Origin of the sequence: Bacillus bruguierae, assembly GCF_037104725.1 — a bacterium.
GTDB lineage: Bacteria > Bacillota > Bacilli > Bacillales > Bacillaceae_G > Bacillus_A > Bacillus_A bruguierae.
In genome coordinates this window covers 276,710-302,063 of the sequence record NZ_JBAWSX010000004.1, presented here as the reverse complement: position 1 = coordinate 302,063, position 25,354 = coordinate 276,710, and the positions used below count along the sequence as shown (strand labels likewise).

The window sequence follows — 25,354 nt, the reverse complement described above, 5'->3', positions numbered from 1 at the left end:
TCGTTAATAAAGTGTTTATTGAAAAGCGATTATACAGAAATAGTTTTTAATCAAATGCTTTTCATTTATATTATCTAGACAGTATGAAATGGAAATGTTATATTTTGAATTGAAATCCATTTTTTACTATTTTACTATAGTTATTAAAATAAGAAAGGAGAGATCTTACGTGCAATGGTATTTAAAAGTACTTAAGAACTATGTAGGATTTCGAGGGAGAGCTCGTCGTAAAGAATATTGGATGTTTTTCCTTATTCATGTAATAGTATTCTGTGTACTTGCATTCCTTGGAGAAGTAGTGTCAAAAACATTTTTGTCAATTGCTGGGATGTATGTGATCGCAATGACATTGCCAATGCTTGCTGTTAGGGCTCGCAGACTACATGATACTGGAAAAACAGGATGGTTACAACTGCTAAGCTTTATTCCTATCATTGGCCGTATTGTTCTCCTTATATTCTTTTGTCAGAATAGTCAAGAAGACGATAATAAATACGGCCCAAATCCTAAGTTTGATGGCAAGTGTTAATATTTTTTACTACATGTGGTAGCGTGCACATGCATAGTATATGAATGAAAAATTAATCGTTATCTAAATTCTTCAAATTAAATTATTCTTTTTAGAATAGGATGAAAAAATATTATTTGGAGGAGAAAGTTGTGGAAAAAGTGATTAGAGAATCTTTGAAAGATATTTTTATAAAGATATTTTCAATCATAATATTTGTTATACATAGTATTGGAATTACATTGTCTTGTTTCTATGCAGTAATACTTGCATTATTTTGGGATGATCCAAGTCTTGATATGAGTAAGGACTATCTACCTATGGTGTGGAAAATGATGTATCCAATATTACTAGGTTTTCTATTTTTGGTAATCGCATTATATGTAAGTGGGACATATGAGAAAAAAACAGATGATTCCATTTCAAAAAAGAGAAAAAAACGAGGGATTTTTCTTTTATTTGCATTGATTATTCCATTGATATTAGTTTGTTTAAGTTTTGTATAATCTTTATTGTAATGGTGTTTACTAGTTTTTGAGTCCAATCTTTATTGATATACAAAAGGAAAAAGAAGACAATCATCAAGAGATGATTGTCTTCTTTTTCCTTTTAATAGATTTAACGTATCCAATCTTCAAGAATTCGTACTGTTTTATTTGTTGCATCCATCTCTATTTTCATACCAATTGGAACGGTTAACATCGGGTGGGTGTGGCAGCAATCAAAATCTGCAATAAACGGTATGTTAATGCCATCTAAAACTTCTAATAGAATCTCATAAGGCTTTTTATTTGTACCACTATCGTTAAATTGCTCATGCTTTCCAAGGATTAAACCAGAAATTTTATTAAATATTCCATTGAGTTTTAGTAATGAAAAACTTCTTTCAATAGTAGCAGCATCTTTTGTTGTATCTTCGATAAAAAGGATATCTCCATCTTTTATTTCTGGCATGTATTCGCTACCCCAAATGCCAGTTAAAGTGTCTAAATTTCCTCCAATTACCCTTCCTGTTGCCTTTCCTGCATTTACACAGATCCAATCATTTTTTATACGTTGTTTTTCCTTCGTTTTTTCTTCCCAATTGATAAACTCATCCGTCCAATAAGGCGGCTTTTTAATAGTATATGGGAGCTTCTGTTTCTCTTCTAGCATTTCACTAAAATATTCGTATGTAAAGTTGACAAATGGTTCAAATTCACCAAATGAAGGGATTAATGCAGGGCCATAAAATGTAGTTATTCCAGTTTTGGCGTATATCCCAAGTAATATTGCAGTAACATCAGAATAACCTATCATGATTTTCGGATCTTTTATAAATGCCTCATAATCAATATAAGGCAATATTGAATTAGAATTCATCCCACCAATGGTTGACATGATACATTTGATGTTCGGATTTCTTATTAACTCATTGAATTCTTCTGCCCGTTCTTTAATATTTCCAGACCGGTAGTTATCGTGTTTTCCAGTTAAATTTCCTTCTATTATATGAAAACCTTTGCTCTCTAAAAAATTTTTGGCTCGATCAAATCTTTTCGGTGCTGTATAGGTTGCTGGTGATGAAGGAGAATAGATTCCAATTAAATCTCCTTTTTGTAATTTGCTAAGTTTCATTGTTTTCTCGCTCCCTTGAAAGGCATTGGCATTTATATTGAAATGAAAAACTAGTGTTTATGTATAATGCTTCCTTCTGTTAAGTTATTTTTTGAAAATTACTTTTTATCCAATGTATAATAAATGGAAAAGCGCTGCAATATGAATCTTTCTACATACAAAAAAGAACAAGTCTATCAATGAGTAGTTCCAATTCAAGAAGGGAAATTGAGATACAGAAACGAATGTTTTGTACTGTATTTCGAGAAAAATTTGATTGTGGAGGGATTATTTATGTATGTAACAATTTCAGACTTCATTAAGGAATGGAATAGGGAAGCATTACTAACTCAAAAAGTTTTGGATGGTTTGACAGATGAATCCTTAAAACAACAAGTGTATCTAGAAGGTCGTACATTGGGGAGGATTGCGTGGCATTTGACAACAAGTATTCCAGAGTATTTAGCTCATTTCGGGTTGAAGATAGATGAAGTAGAAAATGCAGAAAGTGTACCAACCTCAGCGGAGGAAATTGCTGAAACCTTTAAAGATATAAGTCTCGATGCGGCCAAAGTTATTGAAGAACAATGGACAGATGAATCCCTAAAGCAAATCCAAGAAGCATTTGGAAGACAGGAATCAAACGCTACAATCTTAATGGGGCTAATTAAGCACATTGTTCATCATCGTGGACAAGTTACAGTTCTTATGCGTCAAGCAGGAATCAAACCATTTGGAGTTTATGGTCCACCAAAAGAAGATTGGATTCATTTAGGCGTGGAAAATCCGCCACTTTAAATGAAAACGGACTCGCTTTAATGAATGAAAAGGAGAAGAGAAATCAAGGAATCATTATTTCTCTTCTTTTTTATGTTAGGATTTGAATGTTGCTAAAAAATGTATAACTAAACTTGAATATTGAATTCAATCATCATCGCATCGTCTTTTTTTACTGCATTTATCTTTACGGCGTTTGTGACAGTCAAAACATTGAGAAAAGGAGTTATCGCTGCATTGTTCTGGATTTTGTTCGCGTGGGTTAAAGCTAGGGTTAGCTAGCACCTCGTATGGTCTCATCATGTCGTAATCTTCGTGTTCAAGAATGTGGCAGTGCCACGGGTAGGTTCCTGTAAATGGACCAAAACGTGCAATAATTCGAGTAACTTCCCCGGGATTGGCGCGAACAGTATCTTTCCATCCTCTCTCGTTTGGATCGGGTGGTATTGGTGGCCCGACTTTAAGATTAAATCCAGTTGGATCGCCGGTAAATACAGCACGATTCAAAATTTGAAAATTGACAAGGTGCAAGTGAATCGGATGAGTGTCTGGTGTCGTATTGTACAGCTCCCAAATCTCTATGGTTCCATTATATGGGGTTTCTGTAATGGGCTGATCCCACTCCATGTTATTTAATAATGGCATAGGGCGTCCAAATTTATCGGTAGCTTCAAGTAAAGTGTTTTTGCGTGTCATTACAGCATCCTGGGGATTAAGTTGTTCCAAGCAGCTCAACTGTTCAGGAATTTTACTTTTGTCAGGTTTGTAGCATGTTTGTTTGACGCGAAATTGCATAATCTGCTTAAGATCTCCAGAAGGACTTTCGCCGTCAGGGAACGGGGTTGGTGCGTCATTTGTTAAAATAATATTCTCACTATTATGGTTTGAAAAATCGACAATGACATCGGCACGTTCCGCAGGGGCAAGGATGAGTTCGGATACTAGGACTGGTTTTTCTAAAAGTCCTCCATCCGTACCAATTTGGACAAAATTTTGCCCAGAGCTCAGCTGCATACGATAAAAACGAGAATTGGAGCCATTTAGGATGCGGAACCGGTATTTTCGCGGTTCAACCTCAAGGTAAGGCCATACTTTTCCGTTGACTAAAATTGTGTTACCGAAAAATTCCGGAACAACTGACGGATTTGGTAATGCAGGGTCGATTGGTGGAGGTGGCTGCGGGGCTGGGGGCGGCATATTTCCTGGTTGGGATGGATAAAATAGTTCACCATTGGCATAGAACGAGCGATCTTGAATGACCAACGGAATTTCAAATTTTCCACTAGGAAGATTCAACTTTTTCTCTTCTTCATCTCTGAGAAGATAGAAGCCTGCAAGACCTGCATAAACGTTCAAACGGGTGATTCCAATGGCGTGATCATGATACCAAAGTGTTGTAGGGCGTTGACAGTTTGGATAATAGTAGACTTCAGTCACGAATTTCGTCCCAACATTTTTAAAATCTCTTGTGAACCATGCATCAGGATATCCGTCACTTTCTGGAAGAACCCGACCGCCATGTAAATGGACAACCGTCCTAACAGAAGGTTGGTTTGATTTCGCACCATGAACAGTTTGGTCGACAGGCAGCAGGTGTTCAAAGGGCAATTTATTTTTCCATTTTACAAAAATAGGGTGATTTCTTTCTACTTCGAATGTAGGGCCAGGGTACATACTGTTGTACCCCCAGACGGTAGTTGGCGGCAAATCACGATGTAATTTTTGTTTGACTTGCCTCATCGTTACCTCATAGAATGGGATTCCATCATAGTTACCTTTTGGCTTTAAGACAGGAGGAATGGGTAATGCATCTACAAATTTTTTTAAAGACACTTAACTGCCTCCTTTTTTAAAAATCAAATATTGTTTATCATATATAATATGAATTTAATGGCGGTATAGACGAATTTCTAATAGAAAATGAATGAAATAGGCTTGAATCGTAAAAAAGCAATTCGTCTAAGGAAAAAATCTCATTTACATGAGCTGCGGTGAACCGTACCCTAAATAAGAGGTACGGTTTTTACCATTCGTTAAAAATCATAACAGTATAAAAATACATTAAGTTTTGCTTCCGTTGAATCAAAATAAATTTATTTTTCATTGATACGCTCAAAGTTTTGACTGTCATAAAACCCATAGTTACATCTATTATCTGTATATAAATATAAAGATTTCACATCCGTACTTTTCATATAATTATACAAATGATTCATTAAAGCCTTTCCAACTCCAAGACCTCTAGATTCTCCTGATACAATAAATAACTCTATACAACCTTCAAAATCATCTTCTTTTCCTTTGATAAGTTCTTTATAAATTTCTTGAACCTTTGCGAATTCTTTCATGAATTTTTTATTTTCCTTATTAGCCATGAGCACTTTAAGCATACTATAGGCAAGACTTAAAGTATTATGAGCTTTCTTTAAACGATTTTTGTCTTTTTTGGAATCGCCCAAAATAACACCAATAATCTTATTGTCTTTTTCTGCTACTTTGCTAAATGAACTTCCTAAAATACAACTTTGCAAGTACATATTTAATACTGAATCTAAAAATTTCTTATCCTCGATAAATTCATTGAAACCAAATGCTTCACCAATCAAAGTTTTAACAGCTTCATAATCTTCTTTAACTAAGCTTCTATATATTACTTTATCCATGGTTATAAACTCCTCTTTATATATAAATGCCAATTAAAAACCCGACATAAAAACCCCTTTCCTTTTAGGGGGGGACGAGAGCATCTGGCCGTGCATCGAAGCGGTTAGGGCCTTTTCCTGCCACATGCGAAGTAAAAACAGAAATAGCAAACGAGTGTCTGCTACTTTTTATTATGCGTATCAAGGATTTAGATGTCGAAAAATTAAAATGAATTTATATAGTATTTTCTTGTGAATATCTTATTATGATAATAAAGTCTCCCTTAAGAGGAGAGTCAAGGGTAATGTAAGAAAGAATATAAAGTGAAACTTCCATCAGTGGGGGTCTTACTGCCCGTTAATGCGGGATAAAGGAAGTGATTAGGATGAAAAACTTATTTTCTATTGGAGAAGTTGCTAAAATGAAAGACATTACAATAAAAGCGTTAAGATATTATCACAAAATGGGCATTCTTACTCCAAGATATATTGATGAAATGACAGGTTATAGGTATTATTCTATAGATCAATTTATTCATATAGATATTATAAAAAGCTGTAGAGAGTTAGGAACGAGTATCGTCGAACTTCAAGAGATTTTTAAGGACTGTGATACGGAGAAATTACTACAATTTTTACAATTAAAAAGAGATGAAGCAGAAGAACACATAAAGAAAATGCAGGAAATCATCAAAACGATTGATAGCTTAAATAGGAAGGTAGAGCGTTCTAAAGATATATTACATCATGATGAGATATCTATTCAGTTCTTTGAACAGCGTTATGTCATTGTAGCACCATGTAAAGAAGTGGGAAGTTTAAAAGAGCTACTTTACTATTCAGATTTAGAGAAGATCATTCAAGATAAAGACGGAAAAATGTCAATGGAAAGAGGGATCCTCTATCACGTTAATGCAGATTGGAGTGTAGAACCAAGGTATGTTTTTAGTAGATTGCAAGAGAACTCTAATTTAGAAGCTGAACAAAATATAAAGACATTACCTAAGGGAAAGTATGTAACGTTATCCTATAGTAAAGAGAATGAAGAGGAACGTAGAAATAAAATCATTAAATATGTAAAAGAAAATCAGTTGAAAGTTAAAAATCTCATTGAGGTGGAGTTATTTAACGATTTCTTTAATACGGAATCTTATAGTTGTCAAATGCAAATGTTGATAGAAGATTAAAAAATGTTTTAAAAACCTTTTTTAGGAGGACGAGAGCATCTAGTCGTGTATAGAAGCGGTCAGGGCTTATTTCTGTTACATGCGAGGTTTCAAACAAAGGGAGTGAGCGAGTGCAGGTTATGTTGTATTCTGCATAGAAAAGATTTATATGTAAAAAAATTGAAACGGATATATAAATAAATACATAGATAAACAACCCATGAAGAAAGTCTTCACGGGTTGTTTATCTGCTTATGTAGTAAGAACAATATTAATAGTTTTCGTCAGCCTTAGGATTTGGGCCATATTTATTATCGCCTTCTTGACTATCCTGGCAACAGAATACAAGGAGAACGATACTACCGATGAGAGGAATAAAGCCCAGCAATAGCCACCATCCGCTTTTTCCGGTGTCATGTAGTCTGCGGAAACCAACAGCTAAGGATGGTAATAGGATTGCTAAAGTATAAAGTCCAAATAGAATGTTAAATATGTCTGCTATTTCCCCAAGTATTGAAAATATAAAGAAGATAATGAAGTTAATAAGAGAAAACATCCAGTATTCTTTACGACGAGCTCTTCCTTGAAATCCTACATAGTTTTTAAGTACGTTTAAATACCATTGCATATAAGGTTCCTCCTTTTTTTATTTTGATAATAATTACGAAATTGTAATATAACATTTCAATTTTATCTTGTCTAGACAATAAACGGAAAATGCTGATTCTATATAAAAAAACCTTAATTTTTTAAGGTTTTTTTATAAGAGTGGAGCAGAAAGTTTATTTCTCTTTCTGCTCTTGCTGCTTTGTCAATAACAAACTCCTTAAAACATGCGCCCGGTAACTTTCTAATTTTCGCCCCTCATAATAATTAATTCCAAGCTTTTTCAACTCATACACGTACCAGCCTTTTGTTCCGTAATACATGATGAATCTTCTCCTTTTAGATTTTTAACAGTATATGCTTCAGTAGGAAAAGGAAAGCTTGTTTTACTTATGGAAAGTGTGGATTTTTCTGCATGCTATAATAATAGAATTAAATTCAAAATAGCGGAGGACTTGCGATGCCAATCTACAACAAACTAGTACGTGATCGTATCCCAGAAATTATTGAAAAGACAGGAAAGACATGCACAACAAGAATGTTAGATGAAAAAGAATATATAGAAGAAATGTGTAAGAAAACAGGAGAAGAATTAACGGAATATGTAGAAGCGGAAACACAGGAGCATAAAGTAGAGGAACTAGCGGATTTACTGGAGCTTATCAACGCACTAGCACAGCATGAAGGCGTAACGCTCGAAGATGTGGAAAAAGTCCGCAAAGAAAAAGCTGAAAAGCGCGGTGGGTTCGGGGAGAGAATTTTCTTGATTGAGGTAAGTGATAATTAAGTAGCGGATTGTAGAGCCTGTACTATTTAAGAGTCCGTTAATGAAAGAAGAAAAAGGCACTACTTATACAAGTGATGCCAAGCTATTTGTTAATTTCAAAAAAGCTCCTCCCGTATAAGAAGGAGCTTTCCTCCATCAAGCCGACTGTCTCTTAGCCTTCTCAAGCAAACTAGCCAAAATATGCGTACGATATGACTCTAGTTTTCTACCTTCATAAGTACGGATACCTAATTTTTTCAACTCACTTACGTACCAACCTTTGCTGCCGAAATGCATATGATCGCTTCCTTTCTTGTTTGGAGTGATTCTGATTGTATTTTTTGTAAAATGATGAATTTCCATAGGAAAGAGGTTAACTTCTTTGTCAAAGACATATATACTAGAAGTAGTATATATTGAGGTGGATTGAACAGCGTGATTATTGAAAAACACGAAATTCAAATTGATCAGATTACGAGTGGCAAGGTCAATATTTTTACGTTTTATCGTAATAAGAAGCAAATTGACCATCCGTTTTTACAATTGCAGGATCCTTCTCTGACTGCAAATTATTTTTTTCATTTTCATCTAGATGCGGAAAGCTTGCGTCTCTTACATGAAGAGTTTCCAAGTATTTATCCGTACAATCGGAAAGAAAGTATTCAGCAGTGGACGGATAACATGAAGGATGAGTTAAAGCGCCTTATTCAAACAGGTATGTGGAATAAGCGTGTTCGATTTGGCAATCGAATTGTAGAAGTTGTGTTTCTGTGGTGTGAAGAAGATATAGTGTGAAAAAGAAGCGGTGTAACGCTTCTTTTTTTAGCGCTGGAATAAGACAAGCTTTCCGCTTGAAGATGTGCAGCGGTGCGTGTGGTCATACAATTGTTTGTCTCGTAAAAGGGTTTCACCTTTTGATTTTGCTTCTGCTTCTGTCGTAGCCTCAAATGATTCATCTAGTACTTTGGAACCGTCTTTTTCGAAAACTGTTAGTGTGTATATGCCCATGAAAATTCCTCCCAAAAATAATCAGAATGTTATAACTATTGTGTCACAAAATGGGCAATTATGCAAAAGAAATATGTGACATTATTTGTAATAAGTAAGATGGATTATTTAATGATACGCAAGGTCACTGGGGAAATGAAGAGGTAAAAATTTTATCCCGCTATTCGTGGGCAGTAATACTCCCACCTCAAGATTCTGAGAAAGCATTGTCCAGCTCCAGTGGCTAGAATGTTTGGTGGCTTCGCTTCTTCCTACGAGGAAAAAACCCTATACGTCAGAAGCTCCATCCCCCTTACATTCTGAACGAGCCACTTCCGCTTTTCTTAAGAAGATAGGTGGGAGATAACTGCTGGCATGCGCCCGATTGGGTGGGCTTTCCATCAGTGGGGGATGAAGAAAAACCTCCACTGATGGAAGTTTCACTTTATGTTTAACAGTTTGGACGTAAAAAGGTATAATTCTAAAGGAATGTCTTTACAAACAAAGAAAAATTTTCATGAAAAAGGGGTAATGAGATTAGATGATAATAGGGATCATATGTTTAATTTTAGGAATAGATTTAATTTGGTGGAGTAGAGGGAATTTATGGTTATTGGTACCTGGCATTCTATTTACAGCTGTGGGTGCTATATTAATCGTGACGTTTATTTGGTTGGATAAAGAAGTAAGAAAATCAAAGAAGAATAGTTAGAAGTTAGATAAATGCAAAAGTGAAACTTCCATAGTGGAAGTATCTTGTTTGTTATGATAATTTTTGTTGATTAAAGATTTATATTTTTTGCTATCGGGATACCCGTCCAATTGTAATAGCTATATAAAAAGCATGTATCGGGTAGTTGGGAAGATAAGGGGTAGATTCTCCTTGACATCGTCCAATCGTTGGAAGTTTCATATTATACATAAATAAAAAAGAGGGTGAATGAAGTGGAGAAATATTATGACAAAATTAAAGTAATCTCTTTTGATAGAGAGCAAAATAGAATGGTAGAAGTAGAAGAAAGTAAAACGAGTTTTGCAGATGTTGGCGGGATGGAAGATATTAAGAAGCAAATTAATATGGATTTCATCATGCCAATTAAGAATCCTGAATATTTTCAAGCATTTGGTAAGAAAACGGGGGGTAGTTTGCTGTTTTATGGTCCTCCTGGTTGTGGGAAGACGTTTTTAGCGCGTGCAGTAGCTGGGGAAATTAATGCGAATTTTATTCATTTGGAGCTACAAGCTATCCTATCTATGTGGTCAGGTGAAGCTGAGAAAAATTTACATGAGGTTTTTGAAGAAGCACGGAAAACAAAGCCTTGTATTTTGTTTATAGATGAGTTAGATGCATTTGGCGGGAATAGACAGAAGATGGGTGCCCATCATCAACGTACATTAGTGAATCAACTGCTAGTAGAACTGGATGGAATGAATTCTTTTAATGAAGGTGTCTATATTATTGGAGCGACGAATACACCGTGGTATATTGATCCGGCACTCCGCCGTCCGGGACGTTTTAATTCACTTGTTTTTGTGGCACCGCCGAGCTATGAAGAACGTCTGACAATACTAGACTTAAAGACAAAAGATAAGCCTCGAACAGATTTACAGCTTGATATTGTCGCAAAATATGCGGAACATTTTTCAGGCGCTGATTTAACGTTTTTAGTTGAGGATGCGATTAATCAAGCAATTCAACGTTCATTTGAAACAGGACAACTGCAGCCGCTTTCCAACGAAGATTTGTTAGAAGCGATGAAGAAACGTCAGCCAACAACGTTAGATTGGTTTTCAACAGCGAAAAATTATGCAACATTTAGCGATGTAAATAAGGATTTTGATAAGGTGCTCGATTATATGGAAGAGCATAGGTTGAAATAGAAAATAAGGGCAGGGATGAGTCAAGTGATGGAGGATAACTTTAGAAGAATTCAGCATTTGGTGAAGATTGGCGATGCTGAACGGGCAATGGAAGAGGCTGAAATACTTATAGAGGAAGATCCAGAAGATGCTTCCGGATACCTTTGTTTAAGCTATGTTTATTTTTATGGGTTTGATGACAAAGATAATGCAAATAAGTACTTGGAGGAGGCGCTTAAACTCGATCATTTAAATGAGCAAGTTCTCTCAGTGGGATTAGATATTTTCGGTCGTCAAAACGATCTTGAAAGAATAGAAGAACTAGCGGAAATCGGTATAAAAAATTATCCTGAAGATGGTCAGTATTACTTCTATATGGGCGAAGTTTTTAGATGTCGTGAAAGCGTTAAGGATTCACTTGTTTATTTCGAGAAAGCGATGGAGTTGGATCCTGAAAATGAAATATATGTAGGAAGGTACGCGTATGTTCTTTATGCATCCTTCCCTAAACGAAAAGAGGAGGCATTAAAAGCCGAAAAGCGTGCCTTAGAGTTAAATCCAGAAAATACGTTCAATCTCGTTTTATTTGCAAATATAGCAAAACATAAGGGGAATTTTAAAAAAGCAAGGATGTTAGCGGAAGTCGCGATGCGGCTAGACCCAAATGATAAAGGAGTATATGAGCTTTATAAGAGTACGATTGGGACAAAAAATAAGTTTTGTGCGTTTACCGCAGGTTTTTCACATGTTGTAGGTCAAGCTTTTGTGAAGTTTTGTTCGTTATTTAGGTTTGTACGTTCCAAGAATCCAAAAATATTTTATTGTTTATGCTTGTTAAGTTTGTTAGGTTGGCTCATTTTGCCTGTATATGCAACTGGTTGGTATGCAGGGAGTGTTTATATTGCAATTCTTGTTATGTATTTCATTTCTTCTAGAATTAAAAAGAAGATTTATAAAGAAGTTGGTTTAGGAACATCATTTGATGCGAAAGAAAATCTACGTAAAAATCAATTTACAAGAAAGCAAGAAATTTCTAAAATGGCACGTACACTTGATAAAGTAGAACCTGCGGTAGTTTCAACGCCGAAATTATCACAAGAAGAAGTTGAATCACAATTAGCAAGTTTTTGGAGCACTGGAGCTGTGTTTGAGAAACAGCCAATTGAAGAAGTAGCTGCAGCCACACAACCGCAGTTATCATCGAAAGAGCATAAGGAAATTCAATCGTATTCCAATATTGAATCTCCGCGGTATAACAGATGGCAAATTTATTTAATCGTTACGCTGTCTCTTACTCTCGTTTTCCGTGCTGTGCAAGTATTTAACCTTTATCATAAAGAGGATAAAAATCCGATGCCAAATATAAGCCTAGAAGAGAAAAAGAGTATTACTGAGTCTGCACATAACGTTAAAATAGATCAAACGAAATTAAATGTGCCTATGGTTACACTCATATTCCATTCATTAAAAATAAGTGACTTTAGCGAGAATTCGCTTCGCCAAATTGTAGCAGATCAGTATGTACCAATTGTTATGGAAAAGGCAGGACAACCAAGTGTAGAGAAATTAAAAAATTCACATCTTGATAGAAATTATGAAGAAGGAACAAATACATACTTATCGGTGAAAAGTGATGATAGCACTTTTATATTAGAATTTGTAGGGAAGGAAATTAATCATATTTACGGAGAAACCTGGGATAATAGTGAGCAAGAAATGCAAAGGTATCATGAATTACTGAATAGGTTGGAAACACAAGGTGTGGAAGCGAAAGGTAAAAAAGACTAAAGTATAAGTAGGACAACGTAACGAATGATAAAGATAAGCTGGATGTTTTTTTACATCTGGCTTATTTTTGTTGTTTTAATAAGGACGAGAGTATCTAGCCGTTTCGGGCGCATCCCCAATTTGAAAAAAAGTGTTAAAATAAAGTGAAACTTTACCTATTAGTGGACTGTGAATGAGTGAAAAAACAACAAAAACTATTTTTTTAGGTAGGCGAGAGCATCTGGCCGTGTATAGAAGCGGTCAGTGACTTTTTTGCTACATGCGAAGTTAAAACAAAGAGAAAAAGCGAGTGTAGGCTCTTTTTTTTCTGTATAGCAGTGACTTAGATATTGAAAAATCAAAATGCATTTAGGCAGTAAGTTTCCCGTTTCAAGATTCAAAGAGAAACGAGGAAGATCAAAGCCAGTATGGACTTGATTGGGCAGAGTATGACGGAGAAAGGACGTTACGTTGTGAAAAAAGTAAAGTTTATTCATGCGGCAGATTTGCATTTGGATAGTCCGTTTAAAGGGATGGAACTGAATGTACCGGCTTTTATATGGGAAAGAATGAAGGAAAGTACGTTTCGTTCGTTTGCGCGCATTGTGGATAAAGCGATTCAAGAGCAGGTTGATTTTGTTTTGCTTGCGGGTGATTTATATGATGCAGAGACGAGAAGTTTGCGAGCGCAGGTGTTTGTTCGTGAGCAAATGAAGCGTCTGGCGCAGTATGATATTCCGGTGTATGTGATTCACGGCAATCATGATCATTTAGGCGGAAGCTGGGCGGCAATTGAGTTTCCAAGTAATGTACATATTTTCACAGAGCCTTATATAGAAGAAAAATCATTTTATAAAAACGGGGAGCTCCTTGTCTCCATTTACGGATTTAGTTATCAGCAGCAAGCTGTGACGGATAATATGACAGAGCAATATAAAAAGATGACAGGTGCACCGTTTCATATCGGCATGCTTCACGGAAGTGTGGAAGGAGATGCGGATCATAATCGGTATGCGCCGTTTCAAATTCGTGAACTGAAGGAGAAAGAGTTTGATTACTGGGCGCTTGGTCATATACATAAACGTGAAGTGTTAGCAGAAGAACCATGCATTGTGTACCCTGGCAATATTCAAGGGCGGCACCGAAAGGAAACAGGAGAGAAAGGTGCGTATGTTGTTTCCTTGTCTCAGCAAGGGACAGAACTGACATTTTTCCGTACGAATGATGTTGTTTGGGGTGAGGTTTCTATTCCTATTGATGAGTTAGAAACGGTCGATGATCTTATTCATACGTGTACGGAGAGCATGAACGGTATGCGAAGAGAAGAGGAAGGTTTGCTTGTGACGATGACGTTTACAGGACAAGGACCGCTTGCTTCTTATTTGCGTGATGAGAAGCGCGTAGAAGAAATTCTTCATATTGTCTCATCTGGCGAGGAGCGCAGTAATTTTGTACATGTTGTGAAATGGAAGAATGAAACGATTTCGTTTGCGGAAATTGAGACGTTGAAGAAAGAGAATCATTTTATTGGGAATGTACTGCAGGAGCTTGAATCGTTCTCGAGTATGGATGAGGTGCTGCGAACAATTTGGACTTCACCTGTTGCAAGGAAGGTGCTCCATTCGTTTTCTGAAGAAGAAAAGAAAGAGATTCAAAAGGGCGCCGAGAATATTATTTTAGAGCAATTATTAGAGCAAGAAAGGAGTAAGGGATGAGAGTTGAGAAACTTCATGTTTACGGATATGGAAAATTAGAAAATGTCCAGCTGAACCTTTCTATGCTTACCGTATTGTACGGGGAAAACGAGGCGGGGAAGTCGACGATTCGTTCGTTTATGAAGAGTATTTTATTTGGTTTTCCAACAAGGGGGCAGCGCCGCTATGAGCCGAAGGAAGGCGGGAAATACGGCGGTGCGATTACGGTTTCTACTAGGGAGTACGGTCGATTAAAAATTGAGCGTCTTCCGAAGACGGCGGCCGGGGAAGTGACAGTTTATTTTGCAGATGGGAAAACAGGCGGTGAGGAAGTTTTAGAGCTGCTGTTAAAGGGAATGAATGAGCAGTTGTTTGATTCTGTCTTTTCCTTTGACATGCATGGGTTGCAAAACATTCACCATATCGGTGAAGGAGATATTGGCAATTATTTATTTTCCGCAAGTGCAGTTGGCAGCGATGGGTTGTTACGCCTGGAAAAAATGCTTGAGAAGGAAATGGAGCAGCGCTTTAAGCCAAATGGCCGCAAGCCGGAAATTAATGTGGCGTTGCAGGAGTTAAAAAATCTGCAAGATCAGCTTGCAGATTGGCAAGGGAAAATTGCCGCGTATGAAGAGCTTGTCGGAAAGAAAAAGAGTATGGAAGAGCGCCTTTCTATTATTCGCACCGAGCAGCAAGAAGCGGGGAAACGAAAGCAAGATTATGAAGTGCTAGAAGCGTTGCAGCCGCTCTTTTTAGAAAAGCGTGCGTGTGAACGGTTTTTACAGCAACATGCAGGACTTGCATTTCCAGTTGATGGTTTGCGGCGTTATGAAGGGATAAAAGCACGGCTTGAACCGCTTCAATTGCAAGGAGAGGCGCTGCGAAAGAAATTAGATAGTGCAAAGTCTGAAATAGACGCGTTGCAAGTAAATGAGGAGTTGCTTCAGCAAGATATGTACGTAGAAGAACTTCGTTTGCAGCATATGTCTTATGAAACAGCGCTGCAAGAAGTGCGGGATTTGACAGGGCGCATTTTACATATAGAAGAAGAAATACAAGATTTGCAGCAGCAAATCGGCGCAGCATTTGCACGTGAGGACGTTCTTTCTTTTCAGACGAGCTTAGCTATGAAGGAAATGATTACGCAAATGGTGCAGCAAGCAAAAGAGTTAGAAAAGCGTAAGCAACAGTTAGATGAACGGTTTAAAACGGCGCAGGAGCAGTTAGAGGAACAGGAAGAAGCGGTGAAAAAGCTGCAGTCGCAAACATTACCGGTCCAGGAGCGGGAGAGATATTTGCCAAAGGTGCAAAGTGCAGCGTCCCGGCAGAAACGAAATCGTAGTGCGGTGCAAATGAATAAAACAGCAATGGCATTGTTCGTTATGGATGTTTTGCTATTGCTTGCCGGTGTTTTCATGGATAATCGTAGGTTATTGTTTGCAGGGGTTTTTTTGTTAATTGGTCTTGTTGTTTTTTATGTGATGTATAGTAAGGGGGCGGATGAACAGGAAAGCGATGAAGCGCTTGAAATCAGGTATCGTCTTGAGAAAGACGATGAAGTGCGGAAGCTATTGGAGCGTGAGGAATTTAAGTTAAGGCAAATTGAGCGCGGGTATGAACGTGTTCTTTCTGAATATGATGAGTGGGAACGTGACTTGTTTGGAGTGAATGAACAGGTGAAATTGTATAAAGAGACGTATGCATTGCCACATAGTTTTACGTACGGTCACATATTACCAGCGTTTGAACGAATAGAAAAGATGCAGCAATTGTATCGCGAATTAGCGAAGCAGCAAGAACGAAAAGAATTACAGGGAGACATGATTTCTCAATTTGAACATAAACTAATGAAGCTAACGGTTGTTACAGAAAGAAGCGTGGATACACCGTCGTTATTTTTGTATGGTTTAAGTAAAGATGTACAGAAAGAAAAGGAAAAGCAATTGCAGAAAAAGCAGCTGACAGAAAAGGCTATAGCGTGGGAAGAAGAGTATGCTGGAGTAGAACAGCAGATTCATCATCTATTGGAAGAACGTCAGCAGCTTTGGGACATTGCTGCAGCATCTGATGAAGAGGCTTTTTTAACAGCGGCAAAGCAAGCGGAGCAGATGGAAGAGAAGCAGCAGCAGCTTGATCGGTTAATTCCGCAAATGGATATATTGGAAGGGCGATTAATGACGTCAGCGCTAGAGAGCGGTTATCGCCTAGATGGATATGAAGAGGAGCGACAAAAAGAGCAGGAGCAAATAGATAGGCTAATGCGGGAGGAAAAAGAATTGACGCATACACTTGCAGCTCTGCGCCACGATATCGCACAGTTAGAAGAAGGCCGTACGTACGGTGATGTCCTTCATGAGTGGGAACTGAAAAAATCACAAGTGCGTGAACAGGTGAAAAAGTGGGCAGCATATGCGGCGGCAAAGGCGGTATTAAGTAAAACGAAGAAGTATTATCATGAAGTGCAGCTGCCGCGTATTTTGCAAAAAGCAGAAGAGTATTTTGTATATTTAACGGGCGGAAACTATGTAAAAGTCTTTTCGCCAGATGCAGAAGAGCCGTTTATTGTAGAACGAAAAGATGGACTGCGTTTTTATAGTCATGAATTAAGCCAAGCAACAGCGGAGCAGCTCTATTTATCGCTGCGGTTTGCGCTTGCGCATACGTTTGAAGGGCAGTATCCGTTTATTATTGATGATAGTTTCGTCCATTTTGACGTGCTGCGAACAGAGCGAACCGTGCATCTTATGAAGGAATTAGCGAAAGAGCGGCAAGTCATTTTCTTTACTTGTCACAAGCATCTTTTACCTTTCTTTGGAGAAGGTGAAATTCAGCGATTAAAGCAGTAAGGGAAAAGCGATGTAATATATAAATACAATTTGAAAAAACAACATATCCCCCTCTCTTTTTACGTGGACGAGAGCATCTGGCCATGCAGAGAAGCGGTCAGGGCTTTTTTCTGCCACGTGCAATGCTAAAATAAAGATAGAAAACGAGTGCAAGTTACTTTTTACCTTGCATAACAGGGATTTATATGTTGAGAAATCAAAATGGATTTATATATGCTATACTAACTATATCGATGACGGTGGAGGAAAATATATGAAAAAGAAAATTGCACAGTATGAAGTTGGTGAGCAAGTCGAGTTATATTTAATGATTAAATCGGCAGCAAAAGGGATTGCAAGTAACGGGAAACCATTCTTAACGGTCATTTTGCAAGATCAAAGCGGAGATATTGAAGCGAAGCTATGGGATGTGTCACCTGAAGTAGAGCAGCAATATGTAGCAGAAACAATTGTGAAAGTAGCGGGAGATATTCAAAATTATAAAGGCCGCATTCAACTTCGCGTCAAACAAATTCGTGTGGCAAATCCAGGTGAAGTAAATGATATCTCTGATTTTGTGGAAAAAGCACCGCTTAAAAAAGAAGATATGGTTGAGAGAATTACACAATACATATTTGAAATGCGTAACCCTAATATTCAGCGCATTACGAGACATTTGCTGAATAAGTATCAAGGAGAATTTTTAGATTACCCAGCTGCAACGAAAAATCATCATGAGTTTGTTTCAGGACTGGCATATCACGTTGTGTCGATGCTTGACTTAGCAAAAGCAATTGCAGCGCTATATCCGTCTCTTGATAAAGACTTATTGTATGCAGGCGTGATTTTACACGACCTCGGTAAAGTCATTGAATTATCAGGCCCAATTTCCACAACATATACGTTAGAAGGAAATTTACTTGGCCACATCTCCATCATGGTAAATGAGATTGGCAAAGCAGCAGACGAACTAAAAATTGAAACAGAAGAAATATTGATTCTTCAGCACATCGTCTTATCACATCACGGCAAAGCAGAGTGGGGCAGTCCGAAGCCGCCGCTTGTAAGAGAAGCAGAAATTCTACATTATATTGATAACTTAGATGCGAAGATGAATATGATGGACCGTGCACTGAGCCGCACGAAACCAGGTGAATATACAGAGCGTGTTTTTGCGCTTGATAATCGTTCGTTTTATAAACCGACGTTTCATAACTAAAAAGATTGAAAAAAGATTCTACTGCTATGGTAGAATCTTTTTTTTGATTATTGAAGTGTGAAATAGAACAAAAAATAATCCGTTTTACTGCAGAAAAAATTATTCTAATAAAATAATACACATCCAATTTTCGATATATTACAAAAATATTGAAAATTACACCAATCGATAATAATATATAAATATCGACAAAAAGAGTCGGTAACTTATACATAATAGGGAGGGACTACGTTGAAAAAGAACAGAAAATTACAAACTTTTTCAGTGTTGGCAACAGGGGCTATGCTTAGTTCTATGTTTGCTTTCGGTGGTCATGCTGCGTATGCAGAATCATCACCAGCGCCGTCTAGCTTCATAGATGAGCATTTAATACCGGAAGAACGCTTGGCAAATGCGTTGAAACAACGCGGAGTTATTGATCCATCTGCATCACAAGCAGAAACTTCAAAGGCTGTAGAAAAATATATAGAGAAGAAGAATGGCGAAAATCCTGGAAAGGAAACAACGCCAGAAGACAGCCTTACTCAAGAAGCTACTGACTTTATGAAAAAAGTAAAAGATTCAAAAATGAAAGAGAAAGAGCAGCAGCATCAAACTGAGAATGGTGCAACAAATGGACAAGCACCCGGATTTAATGCTGGAAAGTTAAATGGTAAAGTGCCAACGTCTTCAGCTAAGCAAGCGCAGTATAACGGTGCTGTTCGTAAAGATAAAGTTCTTGTGTTACTTGTAGAGTTTAATGATTTTAAACATAACAATATTGCTCAAGAACCAGGATATATGTTTGCGAATGATTTTAATCGTGAGCATTATCAAAACATGTTATTTGGTGATGAGCCATTTACGTTATTCAATGACACGAAAATTAAAACATTTAAGCAATATTATGAAGAGCAATCTGGCGGCAGCTATACAGTCGATGGTACTGTAACGGAATGGTTGACTGTTTCAGGTAAAGCTGCAGATTACGGCGCTGATGCTGGCACTGGTCATGATAATAAAGGACCTCTAGGACCACGTGATTTAGTAAAAGACGCGTTAAAAGCAGCAGTAGCAAAAGGAATGAATTTAGCTGATTTTGATCAATTTGATCAATATGATTACAACGGTAACGGTAATAAAAATGAACCAGATGGAATTATTGATCATTTAATGGTTGTTCACGCTGGAGTTGGCCAAGAAGCTGGCGGTGGAAAATTGAAGGATGATGCAATTTGGTCTCACCGTTCAAAACTTGGTGCAAAACCTTATGCAATTGATGGAACGAAAGCATCTGTTCCAAACTGGGGCGGAAAGATGGCTGCATATGATTACACAATCGAGCCTGAAGACGGTGCAGTTGGTGTATTTGCTCATGAATTTGGTCATGACTTAGGTTTACCGGATGAGTACGATACAAAGTATTCTGGACAAGGTGAACCAGTTGAAGCTTGGTCTATTATGAGCGGCGGCAGCTGGGCTGGAAGAATTGCTGGAACAGAACCGACAAGTTTCTCTCCGCAAAATAAAGAGTTCTTCCAAAAAAATATGAAGGGTAACTGGGCAAACATTGTTGACGTAGACTATGATAAACTTCGTGGTATCGGATCGGCAACGTATTTAGACCAAAGTGTTACAAAGTCAAAACGTCCAGGAATGATTCGTGTAAATTTACCTGATAAAGAAGTGAAAAACATTGAACCTGGTTTTGGAAAGAAATTTTATTATAGTACAAAAGGAAATGATATTCATACAACATTAGAGACGCCATTATTCGATTTAACAAATACAACGACTGCGAAATTTGATTACAAAGCATTCTATGAACTAGAAGCAGCGTATGATTTCGTTGATGTATATGCGATTACAGAAGATGGAACGAAAACAAAGCTTGATAGAATGGGTGACAAAGACATCAAGAATGGTGTGGATACAACAAATGATAAGTGGATTGATAAATCTTATGATTTAAGCCCATTCAAAGGTAAGAAAGTAAAACTACAATTTGAATATTTAACAGATGTTGCTGTAGCTTACAGAGGATTTGCGCTTGATAATGCGACTTTAACTGTAGATAATAAAGTTGTTTTCTCTGATGATGCAGAGGGGCAAGCAAGCTTTGGATTAAAAGGCTTTACTGTTTCTAATGGAATTGAATATAAGAAACATAACTACTATTTAGAGTGGAGAAACTATGCTGGTTCTGATGAAGCACTGCAATACGGACGCGGCCCAGTTTACAATACAGGGCTTGTTGTATGGTATGCAGACCAAAGCTTTACAGATAACTGGGTTGGTGTACATCCAGGCGAAGGATTCCTTGGGGTAGTAGATTCTCATCCAGACGCAATTGTAGGAACATTAAATGGTCAGCCGACTGTGAAAAGTAGTACGCGTTATCAAATTGCAGATGCTGCGTTCTCGTTTGATCAAACACCAGCGTGGAAAATAAATTCGCCATCACGCGGAGTATTTGATTATAAAGGATTACCAGGCGTGGCTAAATTTGATGACTCTAAAGTATATATGAACAACTTAATTCCAGATGCAGGACGAAAAGTTCCAAATCTTGGACTGAAATTTGAAGTAGTAGGTCAAGCTGATGATAAGTCAGCAGGAGCAGTTTGGATTCATCGCTAAGGTGAAAGTTTCTTCAAAATAAAAGAGTCATAAAATCTTCCTTCCTTTCATACAGTGAAACTAACAAAGCTTGTCTGATGAAAGGAAGGAACTAGAATGGAAACTTTACCATGGTGGATTTATCTTGTTATTATTGGAATTGTTGTGAGCGGTTATATGGTCTTATATACGTCCAAAAAAGAGCAAGAAATTGATAATGAGTTTATTGAAAAAGAAGGCGAAGTGTATATGAAACGCCTTGCAGAAGAACGGGAGCGACGTCATCTGGATAAGGATGAGGATTCCGTTTTGCTTTAATACTTATAAAAGAGGATGCGTAGCCGAATGGTTACCATCCTTTTTTCGTTGTGATGCTTTGAAATAAAGTTGAATGGTTTATAAAAAAGAAAAGCTAAAATATCTTATTTTAATCAAAATAAGATATTTTAGCTTTTCTTCTTGAATATCCAATTTGAAGGACTCTTGTTCTACATATCTTAATGTATTTTGGGGCGTACTCTATCTATATGATAAATAATTATAAAAAATAAGTCTACATTTTTCGAAATTTTCTTATTATATTTAGGCTACTGAGCTCAGCGAAATTTATGTAGGTGCTATATGAAAGGAGCATATAAATGAAATCTAATCATGTTCCAGTTTTAATTATTGGAGGAGGTTTGACAGGGCTAACCTCTGCATTATTTCTTGCGCATCATAAAGTTGATTATTTACTTATTGAAAAGCATGCTACGACTGCGATTCATCCGAAGGCAGGGGGAATTACTTTTCGTACGATGGAATTATTCCGAGAATTAGGTTTAGAAAAAAACATTCGCGCCGCTGGAAAGTTACTAGAGAACTGCCGTGGAAGGATTACTGTAAATACAATGGCTGAAGCAGACCCTGAAGAGTTAAAAAGGACTAGAATAGCTCAGTACGAAAGTGATAAAAGTATGGCCGCAATCATTAAAAAGATTAGCCCGTCAAAGAGAACATCGTGTTATCAAATTGATTTAGAACCGATGTTGCTGCAAGAGGCCCGGAGGTTAGGAGGGAAGCTGTGGTTTCATCATGAACTTGTTTCTTACAAGCAGGATAATATAGGAGTAACTGCTATTGTACGAGATCGTGAAACGAAAAAAGAACAAATTATTCACAGTGATTATTTAATTGCAGCAGATGGGGCCAAAAGCTCTATACGTAAACATGCAGGTATTCCAACTACTGGTCGTGGTAATATCGGAGGTCATTATATAAACATTTACTTTGAAGCGGATTTGAGCGATCTCATACAAGGAGATGCCTTTATTTTCTCTATGATTTTACGCCCTGAAGTTTCAGGTGCACTTCTTCCAGTTAATAATAGCGATCGGTGGATTTATCATGTTGCCTATAATCCTTTAAAAGGAGAAACACCTGAAGATTTTTCTGCAGAGCGTTGCCAGAAAATTGTTCGAAAAGCCATCGGGAGATCAAATCTTAATGTGAAAATATTAAGCATTTCACCGTGGGAAGCGACAGAGAGTACAGCAGTCCGTTTTCAAGATAATCGTGTTTTTTTAGTTGGTGATGCTGCTCATCTTATGCCGCCTACGGGAGGATTCGGTTCAAATACAGGTATTCAGGATGCTCACAATTTAGCTTGGAAATTAGCTGCTGTTATACATGATGAGGCGAATCCGAAATTACTGGAAACCTACCATGAGGAGAGGCATCCTGTTGTACAATTAACCACGGATTACGCAAGCAGTATATTGCTCCGTGCTATGAATAAACAAGAAGATAATTTGAATAACATGGATAGTCTAGCTGTTACTGCAGGGTACAAATACTGTTCGACAGCAATTATAGATCAAGATACAACTCCGCATAGAATGGATCTTTTAGAGCTTGGCGGAAGGCCAGGAACACGCGCTCCGCACATGTGGGGTACTTATCAAGGAAAGCGTATTTCCATACTTGATTTACTGGGGAGAAGCTTTGTGTTATTTACTGGTTCAGAACATAACTCTTGGTCAACTGCGGCGCATACTGTTGCTACTCATTTAGGAACGAGCATTCATGTGTACCGAGTTTGTCCAAAAGGAGATTTTGTTGATCAGGACAACATCTTTGGGAAGTTATATGGAACAAATCCTGAAGGGGCCGTACTCGTAAGACCAGATGGATGTATTGGATGGCGTACAGAAGGAGGCGTGTTAGCCCCTGACTTGGTGCTTGAAGAGGTGATGAACTGCTTATTAGGCAATTCATCTTTAAATGAGAAATAATTTTGAGGCATAATATTGAACTACTATTACAATAAAGAAATATAATACGAATTAACTATATATGTACAAGTTAAAAAAACGACATAAAAACCCCTTTTTTAGGTGAGGACGAGAGCATCTTGCCATGCATAGAAGCAGTCATGTTGTATTTTGCATAACAGCAATTTATAAAGAAAAGCGGAGCCGACTGTTTAAGCCTGATGGCTAAGGAGGCAGAGCTAGACAAAGATGTCGGAAAATTAAAATGGATATATATAGTAAAGGCTCTTTAAATTTAGAGAGCCTTTTTTTACATAAAAAATGTTACATGTATATAAAGCATCCGATAGTTTATTAACGTTTAGAATCTTTCGTAGCATTAAGTTTTGAAATTCTTTTCCCGTCTTTATAGTCAAGACAAGAAACCTCAATCCACAATCCATCAAATACCGTAAAGTAGAAGCCATAACTATTACCTCTTATCTTATAAGGTTCTTTATCTATTTCAATACCTCCCTCTATTAAGCGATTATATACTTGATTAACTTCATTTGGTTCTTCTACTAAGAAACCAATATGAAAAGCTTCTGGGTATATCGCATCTTTTCCACCTTTAAACGCTTTTGGATCACTTAATACAAGAATAAATCCATCATTATCACTCATGACTACAAGAGCTTTTCCTTTCTGTTCTAAAAATTGAAAATCAAAAAATGTTTCAAAGAAATCTCTCGCTGCCGATAAATCATTCACACATAAATTTAAGTGATTTAATTTCATCTACTCATCTCCTTTTAAATGTGGGAGTGTCAGGAAAATGCGGATTTACAACGTTAAGCATATTTTTCTGGTGACTATCTTGATCTTAACGAATCTACTGAGACTTGTTGTTATTTCGAATTACAGATTATTTCATATAGATTACTACAAGCATCCATAAAGCCAAAGCACCAACGATAGCGAGTGCTATACGCGTAGATAGTATCCGTACTTCGAAGTCGGTTTTCTTGGAAGGTTCAGGATATGCAATTACGTAAATGCCCTTTAATAGAGCGAGCCATGCAATGATTGTGATGAATCCTTGCCCGTTGAGTGCCCATACATTATGAAGGATAACAGTGCCTAACCCTAAAAAAATAGATAGAAGGCCATACATAATCCCATATCCTCTGTCCTCGACTACTAATTTTTTCAGCTCACGTAGTACCGATGGACGTACGAAAAGCATTCCTGATACGATAACTATCATCCATCCCCAAAACAGTCCTAAAAAGGTGCTTACTTCCATTATTATCTCACTCCTTTTCATTCTATTTATATTTCAGGCATTTCCACCTTTAGAACAGTTTCATGTGTAAGCTAAAGGATGTTGTAAATTTATGCATAAGGAGGAGTCTATGGTATGAGTACTAAAAACGTTCATTTATGGTACTAATATCCTTAAAAGTGCTTATTTTTCAGTTCCAAAACGTATTTTGAAAAAAAGATGTCGATTTTTTTCATTGCACGAGCGAAGTAAAATAGTTTCACAAACATGTAATATATGATAAAATAATAGAAACGTATGTTCTGTTATGCGGTTACATATGTTAAACATTTTAGAAAGAGGTGCTTGTGATGATTTTAGGTATTAACCCGTATGTAGTGACGAATGGTAATGGACAAGAGGCTGTTAAATTCTATGAAAGCGCATTGGATGCAAAAGTTGTAAGCCTTCAAACGTTTGGAGACATGCCTGAAAATCCGGAATTCAAGGTTCCTGCTGAGGCGAAAGACCGTGTGTTACATGCGCATTTGAAAATTGGTAATACGGATTTGATGATCTCTGACACATTCCCAGGCCAGCCACACCAAGTTGGATCACAAGTGACTATCGCTATTCGCATAGAAAATGCAGAAAAATCAAAAGAAGTGTTTGAAAAGTTACAAGACGGTGGCCAAGTAGTAATGCCGCTTCAAGAAACGTTCTGGAGTCCATTATATGGCCAAGTGAAAGATAAGTTCGGAGTAGAGTGGCAAGTTTCAACGCTAGGTGCTAATATGTAAGTCATTGCTAGGAAAAAACGGGACTGACCTATCTTTAGGGTCAGT

25 protein-coding genes are annotated in these 25,354 nt (G+C 37.3%); 16 read left to right on the top strand and 9 right to left on the bottom strand.

The genetic code is table 11. The features are described from left to right. Window positions 1–169: 169 nt before the first annotated feature. Together WAZ07_RS10130 and WAZ07_RS10125 are read left to right on the top strand one after the other, a co-directional pair. Window positions 170–529 carry a DUF805 domain-containing protein gene (locus tag WAZ07_RS10130; protein WP_090918331.1) on the top strand — a complete coding sequence of 120 codons (360 nt, stop codon included), beginning with the start codon at window positions 170–172 and terminating at the stop codon, window positions 527–529. A gap of 131 nt (window positions 530–660) precedes the next feature. Further along, window positions 661–1,014, top strand: coding sequence for a hypothetical protein (locus tag WAZ07_RS10125; RefSeq protein ID WP_336472330.1), 354 nt, complete (start codon window positions 661–663; stop codon window positions 1,012–1,014). Between the two features lie 112 nt (window positions 1,015–1,126). On the opposite strand, the gene WAZ07_RS10120 is transcribed toward WAZ07_RS10125, so the two are convergent. Further along, window positions 1,127–2,125 (bottom strand): S66 family peptidase, encoded by a 999-nt coding sequence (locus WAZ07_RS10120; protein ID WP_336472329.1) that lies wholly within the window; start codon window positions 2,123–2,125, stop codon window positions 1,127–1,129. Window positions 2,126–2,398: 273 nt separating this feature from the next. On the opposite strand from WAZ07_RS10120, the gene WAZ07_RS10115 reads away from it, so the two are divergent. After that, the gene (locus tag WAZ07_RS10115) at window positions 2,399–2,902 is read left to right on the top strand and encodes a DinB family protein (RefSeq protein ID WP_336472328.1); all 504 of its coding nucleotides are present in this window, start codon (window positions 2,399–2,401) and stop codon (window positions 2,900–2,902) included. A 126-nt stretch (window positions 2,903–3,028) separates the two neighbouring features. Here the strand turns inward: WAZ07_RS10115 and WAZ07_RS10110 are convergent, their stop codons facing one another. Next, window positions 3,029–4,714 (bottom strand): multicopper oxidase family protein, encoded by a 1,686-nt coding sequence (locus WAZ07_RS10110; RefSeq protein WP_336472327.1) that lies wholly within the window; start codon window positions 4,712–4,714, stop codon window positions 3,029–3,031. 260 nt (window positions 4,715–4,974) lie between these two features. Then, a complete protein-coding gene (locus tag WAZ07_RS10105) occupies window positions 4,975–5,544 on the bottom strand; it encodes a GNAT family N-acetyltransferase (RefSeq protein WP_336472326.1) in 570 nt (189 codons plus the stop codon). Between the two features lie 365 nt (window positions 5,545–5,909). Between WAZ07_RS10105 and WAZ07_RS10100 the strand changes: the two genes are divergently transcribed. Continuing rightward, a complete protein-coding gene (locus WAZ07_RS10100; RefSeq protein ID WP_336472325.1) occupies window positions 5,910–6,710 on the top strand; it encodes a MerR family transcriptional regulator in 801 nt (266 codons plus the stop codon). 250 nt (window positions 6,711–6,960) lie between these two features. Here the strand turns inward: WAZ07_RS10100 and WAZ07_RS10095 are convergent, their stop codons facing one another. Both WAZ07_RS10095 and WAZ07_RS10090 read right to left on the bottom strand, forming a co-directional pair. After that, entirely contained in the window at window positions 6,961–7,317 is a 357-nt protein-coding gene (locus tag WAZ07_RS10095; protein ID WP_336472324.1) for a DUF805 domain-containing protein, read from the bottom strand. A 154-nt stretch (window positions 7,318–7,471) separates the two neighbouring features. Next, on the bottom strand, window positions 7,472–7,618 hold the full coding sequence (locus WAZ07_RS10090) for a DUF2639 domain-containing protein (protein WP_336472323.1): 147 nt from the start codon (window positions 7,616–7,618) through the stop codon (window positions 7,472–7,474). A 137-nt stretch (window positions 7,619–7,755) separates the two neighbouring features. Here WAZ07_RS10090 and WAZ07_RS10085 point away from each other — a divergent pair, with 137 nt between their 5' ends. Beyond that, window positions 7,756–8,082 carry a nucleoside triphosphate pyrophosphohydrolase gene (locus WAZ07_RS10085; protein ID WP_336472322.1) on the top strand — a complete coding sequence of 109 codons (327 nt, stop codon included), beginning with the start codon at window positions 7,756–7,758 and terminating at the stop codon, window positions 8,080–8,082. A gap of 135 nt (window positions 8,083–8,217) precedes the next feature. Here the strand turns inward: WAZ07_RS10085 and WAZ07_RS10080 are convergent, their stop codons facing one another. Beyond that, window positions 8,218–8,358, bottom strand: coding sequence for a YflJ family protein (locus tag WAZ07_RS10080; RefSeq protein WP_090918344.1), 141 nt, complete (start codon window positions 8,356–8,358; stop codon window positions 8,218–8,220). A 138-nt stretch (window positions 8,359–8,496) separates the two neighbouring features. On the opposite strand from WAZ07_RS10080, the gene WAZ07_RS10075 reads away from it, so the two are divergent. Beyond that, window positions 8,497–8,856: a hypothetical protein gene (locus WAZ07_RS10075; protein WP_090918346.1), complete on the top strand. Its 360-nt coding sequence runs from the start codon at window positions 8,497–8,499 to the stop codon at window positions 8,854–8,856. Window positions 8,857–8,883: 27 nt separating this feature from the next. On the opposite strand, the gene WAZ07_RS10070 is transcribed toward WAZ07_RS10075, so the two are convergent. Continuing rightward, window positions 8,884–9,069, bottom strand: a complete 186-nt coding sequence (locus tag WAZ07_RS10070; protein WP_336472321.1) for a YhzD family protein — start codon at window positions 9,067–9,069, stop codon at window positions 8,884–8,886. Window positions 9,070–9,589: 520 nt separating this feature from the next. Between WAZ07_RS10070 and WAZ07_RS10065 the strand changes: the two genes are divergently transcribed. From WAZ07_RS10065 to WAZ07_RS10025, 9 genes are all read left to right on the top strand, one after another. Next, on the top strand, window positions 9,590–9,760 hold the full coding sequence (locus WAZ07_RS10065; RefSeq protein WP_336472320.1) for a hypothetical protein: 171 nt from the start codon (window positions 9,590–9,592) through the stop codon (window positions 9,758–9,760). Window positions 9,761–9,984: 224 nt separating this feature from the next. Beyond that, window positions 9,985–10,929 (top strand): ATP-binding protein, encoded by a 945-nt coding sequence (locus tag WAZ07_RS10060; RefSeq protein WP_090919295.1) that lies wholly within the window; start codon window positions 9,985–9,987, stop codon window positions 10,927–10,929. Between the two features lie 27 nt (window positions 10,930–10,956). After that, on the top strand, window positions 10,957–12,696 hold the full coding sequence (locus WAZ07_RS10055; RefSeq protein ID WP_336472319.1) for a tetratricopeptide repeat protein: 1,740 nt from the start codon (window positions 10,957–10,959) through the stop codon (window positions 12,694–12,696). Window positions 12,697–13,148: 452 nt separating this feature from the next. Beyond that, window positions 13,149–14,390 carry a metallophosphoesterase family protein gene (locus tag WAZ07_RS10050; protein ID WP_336472318.1) on the top strand — a complete coding sequence of 414 codons (1,242 nt, stop codon included), beginning with the start codon at window positions 13,149–13,151 and terminating at the stop codon, window positions 14,388–14,390. Next, a complete protein-coding gene (locus WAZ07_RS10045) occupies window positions 14,387–17,215 on the top strand; it encodes an ATP-binding protein (protein WP_336472317.1) in 2,829 nt (942 codons plus the stop codon). The genes WAZ07_RS10050 and WAZ07_RS10045 overlap by 4 nt, the downstream gene beginning before the upstream one ends. A gap of 253 nt (window positions 17,216–17,468) precedes the next feature. Further along, window positions 17,469–18,413: a 3'-5' exoribonuclease YhaM gene (gene yhaM, locus WAZ07_RS10040; protein WP_336472316.1), complete on the top strand. Its 945-nt coding sequence runs from the start codon at window positions 17,469–17,471 to the stop codon at window positions 18,411–18,413. Between the two features lie 282 nt (window positions 18,414–18,695). Next, a complete protein-coding gene (locus tag WAZ07_RS10035) occupies window positions 18,696–21,032 on the top strand; it encodes an immune inhibitor A domain-containing protein (RefSeq protein ID WP_413788882.1) in 2,337 nt (778 codons plus the stop codon). A gap of 96 nt (window positions 21,033–21,128) precedes the next feature. Further along, entirely contained in the window at window positions 21,129–21,329 is a 201-nt protein-coding gene (locus WAZ07_RS10030; protein ID WP_090919309.1) for a sporulation YhaL family protein, read from the top strand. A gap of 320 nt (window positions 21,330–21,649) precedes the next feature. Beyond that, window positions 21,650–23,284: an FAD-dependent oxidoreductase gene (locus WAZ07_RS10025; protein ID WP_336472314.1), complete on the top strand. Its 1,635-nt coding sequence runs from the start codon at window positions 21,650–21,652 to the stop codon at window positions 23,282–23,284. A gap of 333 nt (window positions 23,285–23,617) precedes the next feature. Here WAZ07_RS10025 and WAZ07_RS10020 read toward each other — a convergent pair whose 3' ends face one another. Next, entirely contained in the window at window positions 23,618–24,043 is a 426-nt protein-coding gene (locus WAZ07_RS10020) for a VOC family protein (RefSeq protein WP_336472313.1), read from the bottom strand. 127 nt (window positions 24,044–24,170) lie between these two features. Next, on the bottom strand, window positions 24,171–24,551 hold the full coding sequence (locus WAZ07_RS10015; protein ID WP_336472312.1) for a hypothetical protein: 381 nt from the start codon (window positions 24,549–24,551) through the stop codon (window positions 24,171–24,173). Window positions 24,552–24,880: 329 nt separating this feature from the next. Here WAZ07_RS10015 and WAZ07_RS10010 point away from each other — a divergent pair, with 329 nt between their 5' ends. Then, complete coding sequence (locus WAZ07_RS10010) at window positions 24,881–25,309, top strand: VOC family protein (RefSeq protein ID WP_090919322.1); 429 nt, start codon at window positions 24,881–24,883, stop codon at window positions 25,307–25,309. Window positions 25,310–25,354: the final 45 nt, after the last annotated feature.

Coding starts and splice junctions, on each gene's coding strand:
- WAZ07_RS10120 (WP_336472329.1), bottom strand. CDS start 2,125: ATGAAACTTAGCAAATTACAAAAAGGAGATTTAATTGGAATCTATTCT.
- WAZ07_RS10115 (WP_336472328.1), top strand. CDS start 2,399: ATGTATGTAACAATTTCAGACTTCATTAAGGAATGGAATAGGGAAGCA.
- WAZ07_RS10105 (WP_336472326.1), bottom strand. CDS start 5,544: ATGGATAAAGTAATATATAGAAGCTTAGTTAAAGAAGATTATGAAGCT.
- WAZ07_RS10100 (WP_336472325.1), top strand. CDS start 5,910: ATGAAAAACTTATTTTCTATTGGAGAAGTTGCTAAAATGAAAGACATT.
- WAZ07_RS10095 (WP_336472324.1), bottom strand. CDS start 7,317: ATGCAATGGTATTTAAACGTACTTAAAAACTATGTAGGATTTCAAGGA.
- WAZ07_RS10090 (WP_336472323.1), bottom strand. CDS start 7,618: ATGTATTACGGAACAAAAGGCTGGTACGTGTATGAGTTGAAAAAGCTT.
- WAZ07_RS10085 (WP_336472322.1), top strand. CDS start 7,756: ATGCCAATCTACAACAAACTAGTACGTGATCGTATCCCAGAAATTATT.
- WAZ07_RS10080 (WP_090918344.1), bottom strand. CDS start 8,358: ATGCATTTCGGCAGCAAAGGTTGGTACGTAAGTGAGTTGAAAAAATTA.
- WAZ07_RS10070 (WP_336472321.1), bottom strand. CDS start 9,069: ATGGGCATATACACACTAACAGTTTTCGAAAAAGACGGTTCCAAAGTA.
- WAZ07_RS10065 (WP_336472320.1), top strand. CDS start 9,590: ATGATAATAGGGATCATATGTTTAATTTTAGGAATAGATTTAATTTGG.
- WAZ07_RS10055 (WP_336472319.1), top strand. CDS start 10,957: ATGGAGGATAACTTTAGAAGAATTCAGCATTTGGTGAAGATTGGCGAT.
- WAZ07_RS10045 (WP_336472317.1), top strand. CDS start 14,387: ATGAGAGTTGAGAAACTTCATGTTTACGGATATGGAAAATTAGAAAAT.
- yhaM (WP_336472316.1), top strand. CDS start 17,469: ATGAAAAAGAAAATTGCACAGTATGAAGTTGGTGAGCAAGTCGAGTTA.
- WAZ07_RS10035 (WP_413788882.1), top strand. CDS start 18,696: ATGCTTAGTTCTATGTTTGCTTTCGGTGGTCATGCTGCGTATGCAGAA.
- WAZ07_RS10030 (WP_090919309.1), top strand. CDS start 21,129: ATGGAAACTTTACCATGGTGGATTTATCTTGTTATTATTGGAATTGTT.
- WAZ07_RS10025 (WP_336472314.1), top strand. CDS start 21,650: ATGAAATCTAATCATGTTCCAGTTTTAATTATTGGAGGAGGTTTGACA.
- WAZ07_RS10020 (WP_336472313.1), bottom strand. CDS start 24,043: ATGAAATTAAATCACTTAAATTTATGTGTGAATGATTTATCGGCAGCG.
- WAZ07_RS10015 (WP_336472312.1), bottom strand. CDS start 24,551: ATGGAAGTAAGCACCTTTTTAGGACTGTTTTGGGGATGGATGATAGTT.
- WAZ07_RS10010 (WP_090919322.1), top strand. CDS start 24,881: ATGATTTTAGGTATTAACCCGTATGTAGTGACGAATGGTAATGGACAA.